This window comes from Streptomyces aurantiacus, from assembly GCF_001418335.1.
Classification (GTDB): Bacteria; Actinomycetota; Actinomycetes; order Streptomycetales; family Streptomycetaceae; genus Streptomyces; species Streptomyces aurantiacus.
This window is the reverse complement of sequence record NZ_LIPP01000005.1, coordinates 61,875-80,697: the sequence shown is the minus strand read 5'-3', so window position 1 is coordinate 80,697 and position 18,823 is coordinate 61,875. Positions and strand designations below refer to the sequence as shown.

Here is an 18,823-nt window from a genome sequence, read left to right as displayed (position 1 = left end):
TGCTGTTCGGAAGCTCTTTGATACCTCTGACCTGCGACGGAACAGGTAATCAAGATTGTTGTTGGCCTCCGATGTATCCGCTCTGGAACGGAAAGACAAGGTCCAGGGACCAGACAGGGACCAAGTCGGCGCTGACGCGATGCATCGCCTGCGTGGGATCAGGGCCAGGGCACCTCTCATCGCTGGCTGTGAGCCGTCGTCCGCGATGTACCGGAGTCCTTAAGGACGTGCAGCAGCGAGACGCACGAGCTTGATCTCCTGAGGCAGGATCACGTCTGTCAGCTCTTGACCTCTCGTTGATCGACACCCTTGTCACTGTCCTAGGGCCGTGAACCTGGTCGGTTCTCTGAGCGCAGCCGTCGCACCGTCCAGATCCGCGAGCCGTGCGGCAAGGGTGGCCTCCGCGAGCCGGGTCGGCAGTGCGGCGTTGAACTTGAGGCCGTTCAGCGCACGCGCGTCCACTGCCGGAAGGCACAGCTGATCGGCGGCCTCCGAAGTGACCTTCCTCCACTCTGCGGGTGTCGCGTCCTCGCGAAGGCGGATGCATGTATCCGTTGGTCTCTGGAGCGGATCGGCGATCGTGGTGAGTGTGGCAGTCAGTGTGGCGTTGGCCCGGTAACCGGCCCAGGTCCACCAGCGTACGTTGGTGTCACGTCCGCCTCTTACGACCACTGTCCCGTCGGGGTGGACCAGTTCCGAGCTGCTCTCGCGTGCTTGGGCGAGTGCGGTCCTGGCGCGCCCGGTGAGGGTGACCGGCGGGTCGGCGCCGAGGAGAACTTCCCGTGCTGCGCGCGTCAGTTCGTACGAGGCGGTCCGGCCGGAACCTGCTCCTCCCCAGCGCGCCTTCCCGCCGCCATCGACCGGTTCGACGAAGCATCGCCGCCGGGACCAGTCGATGTACGTAACCTGCCAGCTCTGCCCGGCGAGGAGCAGGCGCCGAGGTCCTACCACCTCTTCGGTCAACAGCGCGGGATTGGTCGTGCCGATCTCGGTGCGTCCCGAAAGCACCGTGAATTCCGGAGCTGCGGTGAACACTGCAGTGAGGTCCATGAAGTGCCGGTAGCCGAACCGGCGTTCCGCCTCAGGACCGATGAACAGCATCCCTCCGTCCCGGTCCAGGAACCCCTCCTCGATCAGGTGGCGCACGATGGGCTCGGCCGAAGCGCCGAAAGGACCAAGCCCTCCCCACCATTCCTGCCACAGCCGGTCCCCGACCCGATGCTCCTGCAGACAGAGGGCCAGTACTTGTTGGGCGACGATGTGCCGCGGCTCCGGCGGGGCCACCACCGGCTCCACCCAACCGCGCGACCACAGCAGGAGCAGGGCTGCCGCAGCGATCAGTCCGTCCTCGTCGATGGTGAGGAACAGACAGTTGCGGATGGAACCCGACCGCCGGCCGGTCCGGCCAAGACGCTGGAGGAAAGAGGCCACGCTGGCGGGTGCATCGACCTGGATGACGCGATCCAAGTCGCCTACGTCGATGCCGAGTTCGAGGGTGCTTGTCGAGACGATCACGCAGTCGCGCGCTTCGGTGAAGGCTTCCTCCGCCCGCCGCCGTTCATCCACTGACAGGGACGCGTGCGACAGGAAAGTGGTCACCCCCTTGGCCCGCAGGCTCTGTCCGAGCTTCTCGACCTGTCGGCGCGATTCGCAGAACACGAGCCGCTTCTCGCCGCGGTGCAGCGCAGTGATCACTGTGGCCGCGTTCTCTAGGGAGCCCACATAGTCGACCTGGATGTCGCCGGGCGGGGGCAGCACAGGGGATGCCTCGCGCAGGTGTGGGGCAACGACCCGCGCCGCGCGGTGCCCGCTCCCGGATCCTTGCAGCCAGGTGAGCAGGTGATCCGGGTTGCCCACCGTCGCGGAAAGCCCGATGCGTTGTACCGGTCGTCCGACGACGCGTTGCAGGCGTTCGAGCACGGCCAGCAGGTGCCACCCCCGGTCGTCCCCTGCGAAGGCGTGCACCTCGTCGACGACGATGGCCTGCAGTCCTGAGAAGAACGCGCGGTGATCGACATTGGTGCTGACGAGCATCGCTTCCAGCGATTCCGGTGTGGTCAGCAGTACGTCCGGCCGATCCCGCAGGATCCTCTTGCGGCGCGGCTGCGACACGTCTCCGTGCCACAGTGCGGCGGTCCGCCCCAGCCAGGAGGTGTACGTCTCCAGGCGCGGCAGAAGGTTGTTCAGCAGCGCCTTCAGCGGACAGACATACAACACCGAGGTGCCGGTCCAGTTCTCCTGCGCCATCTTCGAGAGCAGCGGGAAGGAGGCGGCCTCGGTTTTTCCGCCGGCGGTCGGGGCCAGAAGGACAGCGTCCGAGCCGTCGAGCAGCGGCTCGATGGCCTCCTCCTGGAGAGGGCGCAGCTCGGGCCATCCCAGGGTGTTGACGATGTGATGGACCAGTCCGGGATGTAACCGGTCGAGCGGTTCGGGGGCGCCGGTCATGGCAGCTCCAGCTCGATCTCGTCGGCGCTGCTTGCTGCCGCGTTGCGCTCGACCTCGCTCAACTCAGTGGCGTTCACCGTCAGCGCGTAGTGCTTGCGTGGGTCGAATTCGTCGAATTCGTCGACCCGGTCCAGTACATCCGCGACCAGCTTGCGCAGGAACAGCCGTGGGGCGATCCCGGCCCGCCCGCCGAGCTTGCCTGTCATGGCGGTGGCCAGCTCGGCGACGTACGCGTCATCGACCAGTGCCTCGATGCGCTCAGGGTGCTTGGCCGCGCCCGCGTACAGGTTCCTTACGGAACAGCCGAGTTCGCCGAGTCTTACGAGATCGAAGCCGGTCAGGCGCAGTTGGACCGCCCGCGGTGAGTCGAAGCGCGGATCGGTCGAGAAGTCGGTCGCCAGCCGTTGGGAGAGCGGTGGGAGTCGCTGTATGCCCTGCTGTCCGTCGTAGAAGGCGGGGGTTCCGGTGATCACCAGGAAGAGTCCGGGAAAGCGGCCCGCGTCGATCTCGTCGAGGAGCTGACGCAGTGCGTTCAGCCCCTTCTCACGTACGTCGCCTCGGACCCGCTGCAAGGTCTCGATCTCGTCCAGGACCACCAGGAGCCCGGGATGCCCACAGTCCTTCAGTACGGTGAGCAGACCCTGGAGGAAGCCGAGCGCCGCGAAGTGGTCCAGGTCTCCGCGTACTCCTGCGGTTCGTCGTGCGGAGGCGGCCACCGCCTTCTGGCCGCCAAGCCAGGCGATTACAGCCTCGGCGGCCGCCGAATCCCCGGCAAGCGTAGCCTTGCGGTAACCGCGCAAAGCCGCGGAGAACGCCGGCGTGGTCCGGGCGACCGCGCGCAGTCGTTCCTCCAGCAGGTCCTCGACCGCCTCCTCCAACGCCGCGTTGTCCCCGGCGAGTTCGGGATGCGCCTCGTCCACCTCTTGCTCAAGGGTGTAGAACCATCCGTCGACCACCGAGCGCAGCGCACTGGCCGGTTCGGTCGCGGTGGTCAGCCGCTCGGTGAGCCGGCGGTAGACGGTCTCCAGCTTGTGCAGCGGGGTCTCCGTTTCGGAGATCTGGATCTCGGCGGTGGCCAGCCCGGACCGCTTGGCCCGTTCGGCGAGCCAGCGTGCGAAGAACGTCTTGCCGGACCCGTACTCTCCACGGATCGCGTGAAAGGACGCGCCGCCCGATGCGATCGTGGAGATCCGCTCGTCCAACGCGGGCGTGAAACGGTCCAGACCGACCGCGAACAGGTCGAGTCCCGACTGCGGCACGGTCCCGCGCCGCAACGCGTCGATGACCTCGCGGCGGCGGGCCGCGCTGACGGATGCGACGCTCACACGCTCTCCTGGGACAGCTCGAACTGCTCACGCAGCGTCTCACGGTTGAGCCGGACCCTGGTCCGGGAGTCGATCAGGCTGATGACCTCGTAGCCCTCGATGTTCAACAGCCGGGTCAGCACGGTCACAAGGCCCTCGGTTCGGGTGTTCGTACGGCCACCCGAACCGAGGGCGGCCGCGGCGACCGCCGCGAGCGAGAGCGTGCCGCCCGCGTGGTCGAGCGCGTCGATGACGGCGGCCACCACCTTGTGCTCCGGCGGCTTGCGGACGAACTTGCGCTGATGCTTGTAGACCGTGGTGTCGAGGATCTGCTGACCGAGCGTGAGTAGCGCCGGTTCCGCCGGTGGGGTGGCGGCGGGCACCTCGACCGCATCGTCGGCGAAGAGCTCACCTTCCTGCGGTCGTGGCTTCGGTTTGACCTTCGCTGCCCTCTTCGCTGGCTTGGCAGGGATCGACACCGGTGGGGATGTGGCTTCCGCCTCCCACCACGACGGCTGTACGGTTTCGCGTGGCAGCTCGCTCCACTCCGCGGGTGCCAGCTCTGCCGACGGTGCCAGGACCAGCACCGGCACCGTCATCTCGGCGAGCGCAACACCGCCGTGGTACCCGGACTTGCGCGGGGTGTAGCGGATCTCCTCCGACCAGGGCACGGTGACCCGGCCGCCGTTCTCCAGCACCCGGGGCCCGGAAAGCGAGACCTCGCCTTCACCGACCTCCGGCCCCGTACGCCAGCGGGCCGACTCCACGCCCTCGGCGGTGGACGGCCCGGCCTCGGTTCCTGTTCGGTCCAGCACATGCCCGTGGTCGGACACCAGTACCACCGGACGACCTTGCCCACGAGCGGAGTTGAGGAGCTCGGTGAGGTACTTCACCCGGCTCACCGGCCAGTCGGCGAGCGCGCCCCGCTGCCCGTGATCGAGACTCTCGCTGATCGTGTTCAGTACGACGCCGACCACGTCGTCCGAGGCGATCGCTGCGACCAGCCGCGGGTCGAGCAACTGCCCGGCCGGTCCAGGGATTTCGTCCTTATGGAAGAGGACCGCCGTGTGCCGGTGCTGTTTCCAGAAGGCAGCAAACCCCTCCTTCTCCACGCTCTGACCGCCCGCAGACGGCCGTCCGCACAGCAAGGTCGCCCGGCTGATCGCCGTGACCGAAGGGACCACAGCGACGGCAGCGGACCGTCGTCCCTCGCCGGACAGTTCACTCCACCTCCCCGCGCCGGTCAGCTCCTCGCCGAGCTGGGCCGCGACCGCGCTGCTCATCCCGTCCAGGACGATCACCAGCGGCGGCCGCACCTTCGCGAGCGGGAGTGCGATCGTCCGCAGGACATCCTCCACGAGCAGCGCCCCACCGGACTGCGCGGTGGTGGCGCGCTCGACCCACGGTCCGAGTCGAGCCGCGAAAGCCTCGTCGAGCAGCGCCCGCCGCCGTCGCACCGCGTCGTGCACCGTGCGATACACCAGCGCCAGCGCGGGCTCGGCCTCTCCGCCGCCTGCCCACAGCTGCGCGAGTGCCCGGTCCGCCCACCCCCAGTCGGCCACATGCGTACGCACAGCCTGACCGACCGAGGACATGACCGGTTCCGGCGTGTCCAGCCAGCGCCGCAGCCGCACCGCCATGCCCGCGAGCTCGACCTGCTTCGGGTAGAGGACGGCGGCGAGTCGATGCTCCGCCACATGCTCCCAGGCGGCTTGAGCGGCCTGCGGCCCTTTGGGCAGGGCGTCGGCCAGCCCGTGCAGCCGTGCCTGGAAACCGGATGGCAGGAAGGGGTTGCCGGCCAGTGCGGCGGTCAGATGGGCGTCGTCTGCCAGCCGGTCCGCCTGGTGCAGCACATCGACAACCCGCTGCAGGGCCTCCTCGCTCTGTGGTCCCCGGCTCGATGCCTCGCCGATCCAGCGGGTCAGGGTGCCTTCCACCGCCCGTGCATAGGCCCGGAGTTCGGAGGGACGGGATCCCCGCCCGAACACCGAGCCAAGTGCGACGGCCGCGTCGGCCGATGCCGCGTCCCCGGTCACGACGGACGCCAGCACACCCAGCGCGGTGGCCTCGGCCCCCCGCCCCTGGAGTGCGAGCCGCAGGAGCACAGGCGCAGCCTCGCCCGCACTCTGCGCCAGCCATTCGGTGATGCCTCGGCGTTCGGCCTCCGACAGCTTGGCGAGGCGCTCGGGACCGCCCAGCGTACGGGACCAGGCCAGCAGGGCGTCGACGTCCACCGACGCCCCGCCCTCGAAGAGGCCCTCAAGCCCGAGCCGCACTCCGACCAACGCACGCATCGCCGCGTCCAGGGTGAGCACGGCACCGTGCTGCGGCCAGCCGCCCCGCGTCGCATCAGGCTCGGCGTCGATCAGCGCGGCCGGCAGCCACAGCCATGGATCTCGCCGCATGCGCGGGTCGAGGTCGGAGGCGCCGAAGAGCTGCTTGACGATATCGGCCTCGTCTACAGCGATGATCTGCGAGCGCACCATCTCACCCAGCAGATCGAGACTGATCCGTTCCCCCGGCACATCCGTGGTGACCACCAGCAAGTCCACGTTCTTGGTAGCCAGATGGGCCTGCCAAGCGTCGGTAAGTCCGAGTACCGAGGTGGCATGGGCGACCCGAACCTTGCGCCGTCTCCCGTCGCCGGTCGGCACGCTGAACTCTTCGGGCCCATTCGCCGCGTACTTCCCGTGCACCAGCAGCAGCCGCCGGCCCTTGGTGCGGGCCAGCCGGGTGGTGAGCAGCCCGGTGATGACCCGCTGGTCGAGTTCGGGCACGAGGGCTCCCATCAGTGATCACCTTCCGGCAGACTCAAGCCGTCACCCTTACCGGCCTGCACCACCTGCCATTTGATCTCGATCTCGACGTCCGGATGGGCGGCGGCGTAGTCGCGAATCTGGTCTTGTACGTCGGTGAGCGCCCGGTTGAGTGCGTGTTCCTGCACACGCCCGCCCTCCGCGGCCTTCACCCGCCGCGAGCGACGAGAGGCCGTCGCTGCAGTGGTCGGCGGGGAGGGTAGTGGTGGCTGGTCGTCCGTGGTCGGGCTGACACCGCTGTGACCAGTACTGGACCTGGGGGAGTTCACCTCGGGCGTGACGGTCGGTGGGGGCGGAGGCGACACAGGCGCGACGGTGCTCAACCGGGCCGCCTCGCTTATCAGAGCCACCGCTTGACCGCGGGCCCCGTTGAGGACCGGCTTCAAGCTGGTGTCGTACTCGTTCCTCGATGCGGCGTCCGCGATCTCCGCGAGCAGTCGCTCGGACCGGTCGGCGAGGCCGTCCCCGCGGTCGGTGTACTTCCGTACGCTGTCGATCAGTTCCCAGTCGGTGCTCTCCAGTGCGTTCAGCACCTCCTGGGCCGAGGAGATCACCTTGCCCAGTTCGAAGTACGTGCTCACATACGTCGCAGTTGCCAGGTCCCGGGTGAGCGGTGTCGCCTCCGGAGTCTGCTTGATCCGGGCGAGGAGGTCGGCCGCGTCCCGAACCGACTGCTCGCGTGCGGTCGGCGCCTCGCCGGTGATGCCGAGGGCGGAGCGGTAGCGGGCCAGAGCCCGCCGCAGCCCGTTGACGGCACTCTCGCGGGCCTCCGCCTTGGTGCGGACATCTGCCGCGAGCGCGTTGACGTTACGGGTGTACAGCACCGTCGGCACGCTCGTGCCGAACAGCGCCGCGGCTCGCTCGTGCGCCCTGGTGTACTCCTCCTCACTGGGCCGTTCCTGTGCCCGCAGCGCCCAGCCAGGGCCTATCTGGTCCAGCGCAGGCACCTTTTCGACCTTGCCGTTGTAGACCCAGGAACGGTCCGCGAGCAAGGCGTAGGTCGCGATGACCAGATTGGAGACCAGTCTGTCCAGCCCCGTCCAGCCCAGCTCGGCGATCCAGGTGCGGATGTCCTCTGCCCTGAAGTCGCCCTTCGCGCCGTGCTTGCCCGCCTGCTGGTCGATGTGACGGCGCCAGTCCGTGGAGACGTTCAGGGGCCCGTCGTGTACCTCGCCGAGTTCCAGCGGATGCACGATGCGTGCCACATCGCCGAGGTCTCGGCTGTCGACGACGACTCGGCGCGAGCTGTCGTCCATGGCCTTTGTGATCCAGCCGTACGCCATCTTGAACTTCGCGGCGGTGACCGGCTTGTGGCTTTCCTGACGGTCGAAGTTCGGATGCTTGGGATACATCGCGTCTAGCAGCCCGTCGGCGAGCTTCAGCAGGTTGTACTCGAAGGCCCCGCCGCCTTGGAGCTGCGGACGGTGCCCGGCGTACAGCGCATGGACGTGCTTGCCCTCGGTGACCTGGGCGCCCAGGTCACTCTCGTTGGCCCTGGCGATCCCGTACGCCTGATGCAGCACCTGCCCCAGCTGTGCGACGAGAGTTTCGCGCTGCGCCTCCAGCTGATGCCGCACCCGTACCTGGTCGTCAGAGCCGAGATGAGTCGCGAAGTCCTTCAAGCGGTCACGATCGAGTAGGTAGTTGATCTTCAGTAGGCGGCCGAGCTGGGTGCCCCGCTGGCTGGAGACGAAGGACGGCAGCCAGATGACGGTCGCCGCGTCCGGCTTCTCCCGCTGCAGGCGGTAGACCCGGTTTTCGTCCGCGCTGGGGGTGCCCTTCTCGTCCTCGTCGAAGGGGTAGTCGATGATCAAGCGGATCCGGTCAGGAGTGGACGGCTCGAACTGCGCGTCGGGCAGGATCTGAGGATCGCGTACGTTCTCGAAGACGAATTCCGCGGTCCGGCGCGTTCCGTGCCAGACGATCTCACGGTCGGCGACGAGCGTGCCGTTGTCAGCGATCTTCAACTCCCGCCACAGCCACTCCTGCACCCACCGCTTGCGTGCCCCGAGGGTGTCTTTCTCGCCGACGCTGTCCAGGATCGGCTCCACATCCAGATCGGACAAATGCAGCGTGAACACCGGGTCCAGATCATGTCCGTCGCTGCGCAACTCCCCCGGGAACTGTGCTTGGAGCTCCTGCATTCGCCTGACCACGATCCGGTCCTCCTGGCCGGTGCGCGAGCGGATAGACCCGTGGTTCAGCGCGTTCAGCCGCGGCCCGGTCAGCCGGGCGAGAGCCGGCACTTCGGGTGCGAGGTAGGCGAGCAGCATCGTCTTGACGAAGCGTTCGTCGGCCTTGTACTTGGTGTCCTCGGCAGCCCCGTACTTCTCCAGTAGGTGGTCCTTCACCTTGCCGTGGAAGCGTGTCGCCGCCTCGGCCTCACTGCGCAGCCGGTCGGTGAACGCCTCGCCCATCCCCTCGGCCAGTACGTCCCACAGGTCGCCCAGCGGGATCAATTCGCCGACCTTCATGTCCTCGCGCCGTTGGTAGAGCATCTGCTGGAGCAGCTTGAGACCGGTGCGCTCGCGCTGGAGCGCGCCGGAGAGGGCGACCAGGACGTTGAGGAGGACGGGCGAGACGGGGTAGAGCGCCTTGAAGTCCTTCCAGTCAGCGTGGGTGACGCCATTGGCGTCGAGGAGTACATCACGTACCGACTGGTTCGAGGTCTCGATCCGGGCGAAGGCCGCTTCGAGGGCAGCCTTCGCGGCGTCGTCCTTGGGCTTGAGGACGCGCTCCTTGATGATCTCGGGGAGGTTGCGGTCCTCCAGACTAATCGGGTCGATGCGCCCTGCCAGGTACTTGACCTGCTGTTCAAGGTTCTTGGCCTCGGCGCCGACGGCGTCCGAACCGATCAGCTCGGACAGGTCGCGCTGGCGGGATATGAAGGAGATGACAGGCAGCGCGCGGCCCCCCGTGCCCGACTCGATCAGCTTGACCAGCTTGTTGACCTCGTCATTGACGAAGGTCCGCTCACGCAGGTGAGCCTGGAGCCAGAGGATCAGCTCGTCGAGGAAGAGGATGAGACCGTCGTAGCCGAGGGACTTGGCATGTCGGCTGATGATGTCCAGGCCGTTCTCCAGCGGCAGGAAAGCGTTCTTCGCACCGAGAGCGCCACGGGAGTACGAGGAGTACGGACCGGACAGCAGCGCGGACGCCAGCCACTCGCGGACCTTCGGATCGGGGGAGGCAGCGAGGGCCTGGTCGAGGAGAGCCGGGGACCAGGTCTCCGGGGCCTCTTTGACGTCGAGGTCGACCAGGTCGGCCTCGTCGTCGGTCGCTGCGGTCTGCTGGGCGGGTGTCTTCTCCTCCTTGGGTAGCGCGGGATTGCCGAGCCAGCGGACGAACTGCTCGTCGTCGGCGAAGAACTCCCGCTGGCGGCGGGCGTCGTCGAACATCGCGTCAGCACGGTAGACCGGCGGCACCGGTGCGTCCGGGTGCAACTGCCGGACTGTACGGACGTAGCCACCGAGGATCGCCGAGTCGAGATCGGTCGCGCCGACCAGGTGGAACGGCACCATCAGGAACTTCCGGTTCCGTAGCCATGCGTCGTGATCCGCGATGATCGGCTGGAGCGTGGGTTTGGCGCGTGCAGCCGGGTCGTTCGAGAGGATCGCGTGCAGCACGGTCATGAAGTGGCTCTTGCCGGAGCCGAAGGAGCCATGCAGATAGGCGGCGTCGGACGTCCCCGCTCGTACGGACGCTTCGACGATCTTCAGGGCGCGGCGCAGTGCCTGTTCCAGCTGCGGGGTGACCACGTACTCGGCAACGCGCTTGGCGGTCTCGTCGAAGCCGCCGGACAGCTCAATCTTGAACGACCCGGCACGGACGACCTCGGACAGGTCCAGTACGTCCCGGAGGTAGAGCTCGCTGCCGCTGCTACTCATCGTCTTCCACCATCTTCGTCGTGCCCGTTGCCTGCGTCTGTACTGCCGTGGTTGCCGTCTTACGCGCCCGGGCCTTCTTCACCGGACGCCAGTCGCTGAGCGCCCTCGGGGTGAGTTGTGCGCTCGCCAACTCCCCGTCCAGGAAGCTCTGGAACTCCTCGGCGGCCGACTCCTCGCCCCACTCCTCGTCGACCTCCCCGAACCATTGCCGCAGCCACGGCATAAGCTCCGCGATCCCGGAGAGCAGCGGCACGAGCCGCTCGGCCGGCCAGTCCTGCTGCTTGCGGCGTTCGCTGACGATGTTCAGCAGAGCGGTCGCCTGGTCGCGTTGATCCCAGCCCGCCCAGCCGAGGAGGAGGGTCGGGTCGGAGTCGGGGTTCGCGTCCGGGTAGGAGACGAAACGCTCCTTGGGAACGTCGAGTTTTCCGCGGTTCGACCAGTAGGACTGCTTGGCGAAGTCCGCGGAGGTGTACTTCGGCGGTACGGGTATGTCGAGCCGCTCCCCGGTACGGTCCTCCTCGCGTTGCTGCTCCCATACGGCTTCCCACTGCGCACGCTTGCGCAGGCCGGTGTCCTTGTAGCGGTACGCGGCGAGGTGGGGGACGTGCTCGGCGTCGACCACGTCCGTAAGGACCTGGGTGAGGGAGAGGTTCGGTTTGCCGAGGTGGGTGGCGTAGAGGTGGGCCGTGTTGAGGATCGCTTTCGCATCGGGCAGCTTTTCGAGTTCGTCGGCGAGCTGAGCGATGGTGAGAGTGCGGGGCTGCACGAAGTCGTTGAGGACGTGGAACCAGAGGGTTTTGTCCTCGCAGCGGTCGAGTAACCAGGTGCGGAGCGCGGCCTTCTCGCGCTTCTCCCAGGGGTCGATAGTCCAGCGCCGCTTGCACTCGGGGCGCTCGATGAGAGCGAGGTCGCGACGGGTGGAGATGGTGTCGATGCGGGCCTGCACGATGGCCTGGTACCAGTCGGGCCAGTGGGGTGGGATCTTGGTGACGGGGGTGGATCGGTGCCGCTCGAACCATGCGGTCTTCAACTCTCCGGCGGCTTGCTTGCGCGCGAGGACGATCTCGAATGCCCGTTCCCCAAGCCTGACTTGGGGAATGGTGGTGGGTGTGGGGGAGAGGGTAGTGAGGCGGGTCCTCTCGGAGTCTGTGAGGAGGCCGTAGGAGTGGTAGACCTCCCAGTCGAGCTCTTCCTGGAGCGCGATCATGCGTTGGCGGGTACGGGTCCAGGCGGTGTTGGCGTCGTCGAGACGGGTGCGGGTGGGCAGCTCGTTGGCGGCGCAGATGGCGGAGGGCTCGTGGGTGGCGAGCTCCTGGGCGAGGGCGTCGAGGGAGCGGCCGAGGAAGAGGGGGAGCGGCGTGGGGAGGGGGAAGTCTTGGAGTTTGGTGCCGGTGAACTCGTAGAAGCGTTCCCACTCCTGTGACTTGAAGCCCTCGTTGATTCCCTGGCTTCCCTTGTCATGACTGACCTGCTTGAGCCAGAAGCAAGCCGTCGATGAGTTGAGCACGCCGAGCAAGGCTAAGTGCTCGTCCTCATTCGCATCCTTCGGCAGCTTGATCACTGGCGCGGTGCGGTTGAAGAGACGCGACTGAGTGTCGAGCGTGAAGTGATTGTGCGTGGAAACAAAGGCGAAGGAGATTCCCTTCGCGGTGGTGAGCTTGCTTGAATAGTTTTCAAGGTGGCAGTACCAGGGATAGTCGTTCTCGATCACCGTCTTGCCGAAGATGACGCGGTTCGTAAGCTGAGTGCGGAACGGCCATAAACTGTGCGTCACAAGGTGGTTGTTAGGATCAATGGAAACTCGATTCTCTTGTCCTGAATAAGGGTTCCGTACAGTGGCGGAGCCAGTGAACTGGAAGTCTCGTACGACGTCACCTGTGATCAGCGTTCGGATTGCAGACTCGTCACCGAGTCGCTGTGCGGTACCGAGGTTTGGGAGGAAGTAAGCGTCGTCAGCTCCAGTTGCAGTGGTCCGCCCGATACTGACGGCTCTAGAGCCAAGCTTCTCCCGGTTCGACGCAACCTCGTCGGCGAGTTCTCCAGCTCCACCACCGCTCAGAGACCACGAGAACTGAGCGAGCTTGCTACGTTCAGAATCGATCACTGAGACCCACTCGCTCCCGCTGCCAGGCTGATCGTGCTGATCGACGATGGCTGACCAGACCAGCCCCTCAGACGCGTTCTTCGGCTGAGACGGTTCCCCCAGGATTCCGAGAACGACACGAATCGGTTCGCCCTGGTAGGCCACCCTATTTCGCCCAGCCAGAATGACCGTCGGGGTCCCGTGCCCCGGGATGTAGGCCCCAGAGGTGTCGATGACCTGCGTCAGATCGACCTTCTGGTGGAACCAATTGATCAGCTTCCTGCCGAACTCCCGCTTCATGAAGGAGTTGGCCGTGATCTGCCCGGTGAACCCCGCCGCACGCTCCGACCCGCTCGCGCGCACCGCCAGTTCGAAGATGCGCTGTGCGAACGGAACCGACAGTGCGTATGTACCCCCGCACGTGTCGTATCGGTCGCGATAATTCTTGTTTTCCTGCTTGTCCTTGACGGTGATATATGGAGGGTTTCCGACCACCACGTGGTACGAACCTCGGCCCAGGAGATCGCATCGCTCAACGAAGGTATCGATGTCCTCGGTCCGGTACAGGAACGGTTCGCTGTCTCCATCCTCCGGTAGGGTGTCGTGTTCCCGCCCCACATCCCGCCCGTGAAGCAGCGAATCCCCTACCGCGATGTTGATCGGGAATTCTTTAAGCGCGTTTAGCCGCCGCTTCTTAGGCGCCTCTTCAGCCGCCTTCAATACCGCGACCAGCAGCCGGAACCGGGCCACTGCCACCGCGAACGGGTTCTTGTCGCAGCCGTGCACCGAAGCCAGTGCGCGCCGGATCAGGGTCCACTCGTCCGCTACCTTGTCCGTGTCCCGCCACTTTTTCAGTAGCCGTTCGAACATCCCCAGCAGGAAGTGCCCTGACCCGCACGCCGGGTCGATTGCTCTCAGGCCCGCCGGGAGTTCGCGTACCCTGTCACGGCCGTCGCGGATCTTCACAACATGCTCAAGTCCGAACTCCGCCACCGCCGGCTCCAGCGTCAGATCGAGGATGAACTCCTCCACGAACACCGGGGTCTGGAGCAGCGCGTACGTTTTCCTGGCGTCTTCGCTCAGATCCTGGTAAAGGTCGCCCAGGAAACGTGTGTCCAAGTCCTCATCCACGAACTTGTGGACGATCTCACCGTCCGCTCCGACCCGCCGCCAGAACTTCAACAACCCGGTCGCCGCTTCGTACGACGGCTCGATCTCCCACATCGGGTTGTGCGCTCGGTCGAAGAGGCCCGCGACCGTCGGATTGGTCCCCGCCAGGTGATCGAACGCCGCGATGATCCAGTCGCGGTCGTTCTTTTCTGGGTTCGCGGCGAAGAACGCCGCGTCGTGGTCCTCCGCGTCCTTGAGACGTTCGCCCATGCCTGCTAACCAGGGCCGGGCGATGAGTCCGTTGTCCTCACAGAAGCGTACGAAGACGCAACCAAGCACCCACGCCGCCGCGACCTGCGTGACTCGATCGTCCCGCCACGCCTCGTACGTGGCCGCCGTACGCCTGGCTTCGTAGGCCCTCCCGTACTCGGAGCTCAGCCGTTCCCGGTACACGTCCACCGAGTCGCTGCGCGCCCGTAAGTCGCCCTCCAGGACTGAGACCTCTTTGCGGAGGTCTTTCAGTAGACCGTCCTTGCCACTGCCTCCGCCACTGGCCCAAGTGCTCACTGCGTAAATCCCCCTTGATGTGCAGCCAAGCCCTTCAGGAAGTCGTCGGTCAGCACCACGCGTTCCGCGTCGCCGCCGGTCACCTCCACCGTGCGTCCGTCCAGCTCCGGTGCGCCGTGCGCGTTGTGCGAGGGGGTGAGCAGCCACAGCCCGTGCGGTCGACCGCCCGGTTTGCGGGCCTCCCGCTGGAGCCCCACCAGCAGCTCGTGCCCGCCCGCCTCGTAGTAGTGGGCCAGTAGCCCAGCCGCGTGAATGAACAGCACCGCCCCCGGCTCCCGCTCGGCCGCCTCCTCCAGTCGCTCCGCGACCCGAGGCCAAACCCGCACCACGAACGAACGTAGCCCACCCGGCAGTTCGCTGCTCCTGGTGTACCGAGTGTCCGCGCCCAGCACCTTGGACCAGTCCGTGCCCTGCTCGGCGGCCAGGGCCCGGAACTCCTCCAGGAAGACCCGCGCCAGATTCACCGACACCACCGGGAACGCACTCGCGATCGCCTCCGGCACCGATCCGTTCTCGCCCCGCATCCGCTTGACCGCCACGTTCAGTGCGAGAAAGCCGCCGTCCCGTACCGCGGAGTTGAGTTTCGAGGTGAGCAGGGCCACCGGATCCCGCCCGGCCCCCGCCCTCGCCGTCTGTGTGCGGGAGGACGCCGTCGCCGTGCCCGTGGACGAGTACAGCCAGCTGCTGCCGCCGCCCACCGGGGCAACCGGCATCGGCGGCTTGAAACGCTGCTCGGCCATCTCGTATGTCAGCGGGAAGCCGGCCTTCTTCAGCGCGTCCTCGACCTCGACATACGTGGGCTTGCCGAGCGCCATCTCGGGGAAGCGTGAACGCAGCCGGGCCAGTAGCCCGTCCAGACTGATGCCGACCTCGCGGCGTACACCCGCCGCGGCCTGAGAGATCTGCAGGGCCCGCCACAGCTCCAGCGACTTGGGGTACACCTCAAGGCGTGGGGAAGCGGCTGCCTTCATCGACGTCGCCGCGGCGAGTGTGACCAACCGGGCGTCGGACAGCGGGTCCATGCCCTCGGGCGTGCCCACGGCACGCAGGTCACGCAGCGCCGCGCTCCGGTCGGGAAGGGGATCGCTGATGGCGATCTTCTCGGCCGCGTCGCCCAACGCTATGGCGTACGCGGCGAGTTCACCCGGTGTCGGGTCGTCGGAGCCGTCCAGCGACTCCAGGGCGACGATCAGCCGCCCCCGGCGCCGAAACTGAGCGAGTCGAGGCTCGTGCTCCTCGTCGCGACCGGTGAGCAGCGTCTCGGCGGCGACCGCCGCCCGTACAACGGCGAGCGCGGCGGCCTCCGTGCCCTCGCTGGTCGTGCTCTCCGAGCCATGACTGGCGGCGAGTACCCGGGCCAGTTCGCGAGCGGTCATCACGCGGCCGGCGTCCCGAACAGCGTCGACCAGTTCACCGCACAGGATGTCCATCCAGCCCGCCTCGGCCCAGTCGCCGATGGTCGAGCCGAGGTGCTTGGAGACCGTGTACTCAGAGGCTTTGACCGCCTCCGCGACCTGCCGGTTGGTCGACCAGGTTCCGATTTCCGAGTTGCCGTCGAGCCCAAGCCAAGCCGCGACCACTTGCGGTCGCTTGTTGTCCTTGCGGCCTGTCGGCTCCGGGTTGAGGAGGGCCGCGAGTTGCTCCACGTTCTGCCGGGCCTCGTACTGCGCGCCGAGCTTGTTGTCCGTGACCGGCCCGAGAGCCTCAACCGGCTGTACCGGCAGGGCAGTCACGGCCTTGGACTTCCTCGGACGGAGAGCCGCCGTCCACTGTCGGTGCCGCCGGTTGAGCTCCTTCTTCACGATCGCGCCGATCCCGCGTTTGTTGCGGAAGCGGGGCAGCGGTACGTCGAGCAGCTCGCCGACCGTCACTGCGCCGAGTTCCTCGGCCACCGCCGCCGCCCGCTCGGTCAGCCCCGCGTCCCTGAGCGTGGTGGAGAGCTTCGCCCTGTCCGCGTACAGATCGCGGATGTCGTCCTCGGACAACCCCTCAGGCAGCCCGCCGACCCCCAGGAGCGACACGGTGTCCGTGGTCGGAGGCGGCTGGGTGCGGTCGGCGTCGTTGAAGATCGCCCGCCAGGCGTCCCGCATCTGCCGCAGTGATTCGAAGCGGCGGTTGACGTCTCGGTGCAGAGCCCGCTCGAAGAACGTCTCAAGCCCTGGACGCAGTACGGCTACGAAGGCATCGGAGGCGAGGAGCGGGGTTTCGTCCTTCATGGCGGTCAGTGGGTCGTCGGTGCCATTGCCCCACGTGGGCCGCTCGGCGGCAGCCAGCTCGTGCAGGACGACGGCGGCCGCGTACCGCTCCGCGTAGTCGTCGTACACAGGCCGCCGTGCGTCACCCAGGAACGGGTCGAGGTAGCCGCGGGTGCCCGCCTTGATGTCCCGATCGGAGACGGCCGCAAGAGAGAAGTCGAACAGCATCAGCTGCTGCTCGCCGTCCTCCCTGACCTTGATCCCAAGGTTGTCGGGTTTGAGGTCGCGGTGGCGCATGCCCCTGGCGGCCAAGTCGTCCAGCGCCGTGAAGAGGTCCTCGCCACAGGTCGCCAACTCCTCGTAGCCCAGCGGCCCGTGACTGCGCAGCCGCTGGCCCAGCGTCTCGGGGCCGGCGTATTCCAGGGCCAGTACGGTTCGGCCGGCGAGGGTGCGCGGACCCTCGTACAGTTTGACGATGCGGCCGCTGCTGATTTGTTGCAGGGCTGCAGCCTCGGAGGCCAGACGCTCGTTCTTCTCCGCGTCCAGAGCGACCTTGAGGACCCGTTCCTCCTCCACTCTCCGCCCACGTTCGTCCTCGCTGACGCGGCTCACGTACAGGGCGCGCGCGGTGGAGCCCGTTCCGAGCACCCGCTCCACCGTCCAGTCGCCGTCGACGGCCTGTCCGGGTGTGGCGTCAAGAGGGTCGGCCTCCACAGCGATTGCCTGGGCGGCACGGGCCTGCTCGGCTTCGTCGAGCCGGGCGAGGAAGGCGTCTGCGGAGTCGAGACGTTCGTCGACCGAGGCCCGGGTGGCGGCGTACACCAATTCGTCGAGGTCGGAGTCGACGGCGTCGCTGACCGCGTAGAGGTGCAGTCCGCCGTCGGCTTGGAGTCGTTCCTTGAGCGCGGTGCGGGTTTCGGCGGGCGGCATTCCCGTCAGGATGTGGTGGGCGACCGCTCCGAGGCCGAAGACGTCCAGGTCCACGGGGTCGGGGAAGTCAGCATCGGTCTCGGGTGCGAGGTAGCACTGGGCAGCGTCCTCGATGTGCTCCCCGGTGAAGGAGGACTCGCCGAGCGAGCGCAGCGAGGTGGTGTCGAAGTCGCGTGCGGACGCCTGCCAGTCGATGATCTGCAGCACGGGGTTACTGCCGTTCTCCCGCGCACTGACGTACACCGAGCGGGCAGCCAGCGCGCGGTGGTAGAGCGAGCGGCGGTGGGCGTAGCGGACGGCCTCGGCGAGCTGGCGGACCATGTCGCGGCGTACCGCGTCGGTCAGCTTCGCGCCGTACGCAGCAAGGTAGTTGTCCAGACGGAGATCGCTCTCACGGTGGCGGAACAGGATCGCCGGACCGCCCTGGTGCTGGCGCAAGGCGACGGCCTGGGCGATGCCGCGGTGAGCGATGCCCTGGAGCACCTGGTACTCGCGTTCCGCGGCCCGGGTGGCGGAGCGGCGCTGCTCCTCGCTCGCCAACTGCTCGACGAGGTAGACCCGGACCCGGCCCTCCTCGTGGATCATCTCCTTGCGTTCCGCGAGCCGGTCCTCCCAGGTGGGGCCCGCGTCCAGGGGACGGGAGGAGAGCTTCCAGCCGTCGCCGAAGTCGAGGTGGGCCGTGGAGGCTCGCACTCCGATCTTCTTCATCAAGGCGGGGATGTGCCGGGCGAAGTTCTCGGTTAATCGCCAGTTCTCGCGCTCCGGCGGGAGATTCAGGAAGTCGTCCCAGATGCCGGGCAGCCCCGTCTTGGAGCCGTCACGCCCGTACACATGAGTGCGCTGCACCGTGTCCAGCTCGCTGGTGAGCAGCGGGTCGGAGAGGAAGACGGCCGGGTCGATGCGCGGGATCCGTTCTCCCGGACAGATCTCGCGGGCGGCCTCCTGGAGGCGGGACTTGAGTTCCTTGGACTTCAAGTCTGTGAGGTGTAACGGATTGCGGATCGTCCGGATCCGGCCGTCGGGCGCGTGGAAGCTCCAGGTGTCGCCGCTGTTGACCACCCGGCCCGGGTGCCCCTTCAGCTCGACCAGGTACAGGCCGCGAGGCATGGCGATGAGGAGATCGCACTCATTGATACGGCCGCTCATGGCGGTGAAGGAGAAGGTCGCCCAGGCGTAGTGCGGGGCGGTGACCGGCATCCGCTGCTTGATGTGATCGAGGGCCGCCTGCTCCCAGGGGAACGGTGACGGCCGCGTCTGATACCAGCGTTTCACCTGAGGTGGACCGGGCCTGGGGGTCGCCTGGCTGGCTGCTGCCGCCACCGTCGTTCACCGCACCTTTCATCTGCCCGATCCACCCGCCTATCGATGTGATCCGTGAGAAGCGTGATGGGATGTGGTGAATCGCGACGTGTTCATATCGTCAGATAAATGAGGGGGACATCGTGCCAGGTGGGAGGAGGTGTCGCAGGATCCAGATGCCAAGTTG

At 67.1% G+C, this 18,823-nt stretch carries 6 protein-coding genes; all 6 read right to left on the bottom strand.

Features of this window, described 5'->3' with window-relative positions; all coding sequences use genetic code 11:
- Positions 1-312: 312 nt before the first annotated feature.
- Genes AOK01_RS00965 through pglW form a run of 6 tightly spaced genes read right to left on the bottom strand, consistent with a single transcriptional unit; the run spans position 313 to position 18,609 of the window.
- On the bottom strand, positions 313-2,445 hold the full coding sequence (locus tag AOK01_RS00965) for a DEAD/DEAH box helicase (protein ID WP_055507312.1): 2,133 nt from the start codon (positions 2,443-2,445) through the stop codon (positions 313-315).
- Positions 2,442-3,770, bottom strand: a complete 1,329-nt coding sequence (gene brxD / locus AOK01_RS00960; RefSeq protein ID WP_055507310.1) for a BREX system ATP-binding protein BrxD — start codon at positions 3,768-3,770, stop codon at positions 2,442-2,444. Before brxD ends, AOK01_RS00965 begins: the two co-directional genes overlap by 4 nt.
- Positions 3,767-6,538, bottom strand: coding sequence for a BREX-2 system phosphatase PglZ (gene pglZ, locus AOK01_RS00955; protein WP_055507308.1), 2,772 nt, complete (start codon positions 6,536-6,538; stop codon positions 3,767-3,769). The genes brxD and pglZ overlap by 4 nt, the downstream gene beginning before the upstream one ends.
- On the bottom strand, positions 6,538-10,452 hold the full coding sequence (locus AOK01_RS00950) for a BREX-2 system ATPase PglY family protein (protein WP_055507306.1): 3,915 nt from the start codon (positions 10,450-10,452) through the stop codon (positions 6,538-6,540). Before AOK01_RS00950 ends, pglZ begins: the two co-directional genes overlap by 1 nt.
- The gene (pglX, locus tag AOK01_RS00945; protein WP_055507305.1) at positions 10,445-14,212 is read right to left on the bottom strand and encodes a BREX-2 system adenine-specific DNA-methyltransferase PglX; all 3,768 of its coding nucleotides are present in this window, start codon (positions 14,210-14,212) and stop codon (positions 10,445-10,447) included. Before pglX ends, AOK01_RS00950 begins: the two co-directional genes overlap by 8 nt.
- The gene (gene pglW, locus AOK01_RS00940) at positions 14,209-18,609 is read right to left on the bottom strand and encodes a BREX system serine/threonine kinase PglW (protein ID WP_245702021.1); all 4,401 of its coding nucleotides are present in this window, start codon (positions 18,607-18,609) and stop codon (positions 14,209-14,211) included. The genes pglX and pglW overlap by 4 nt, the downstream gene beginning before the upstream one ends.
- Positions 18,610-18,823 lie beyond the last annotated feature (214 nt).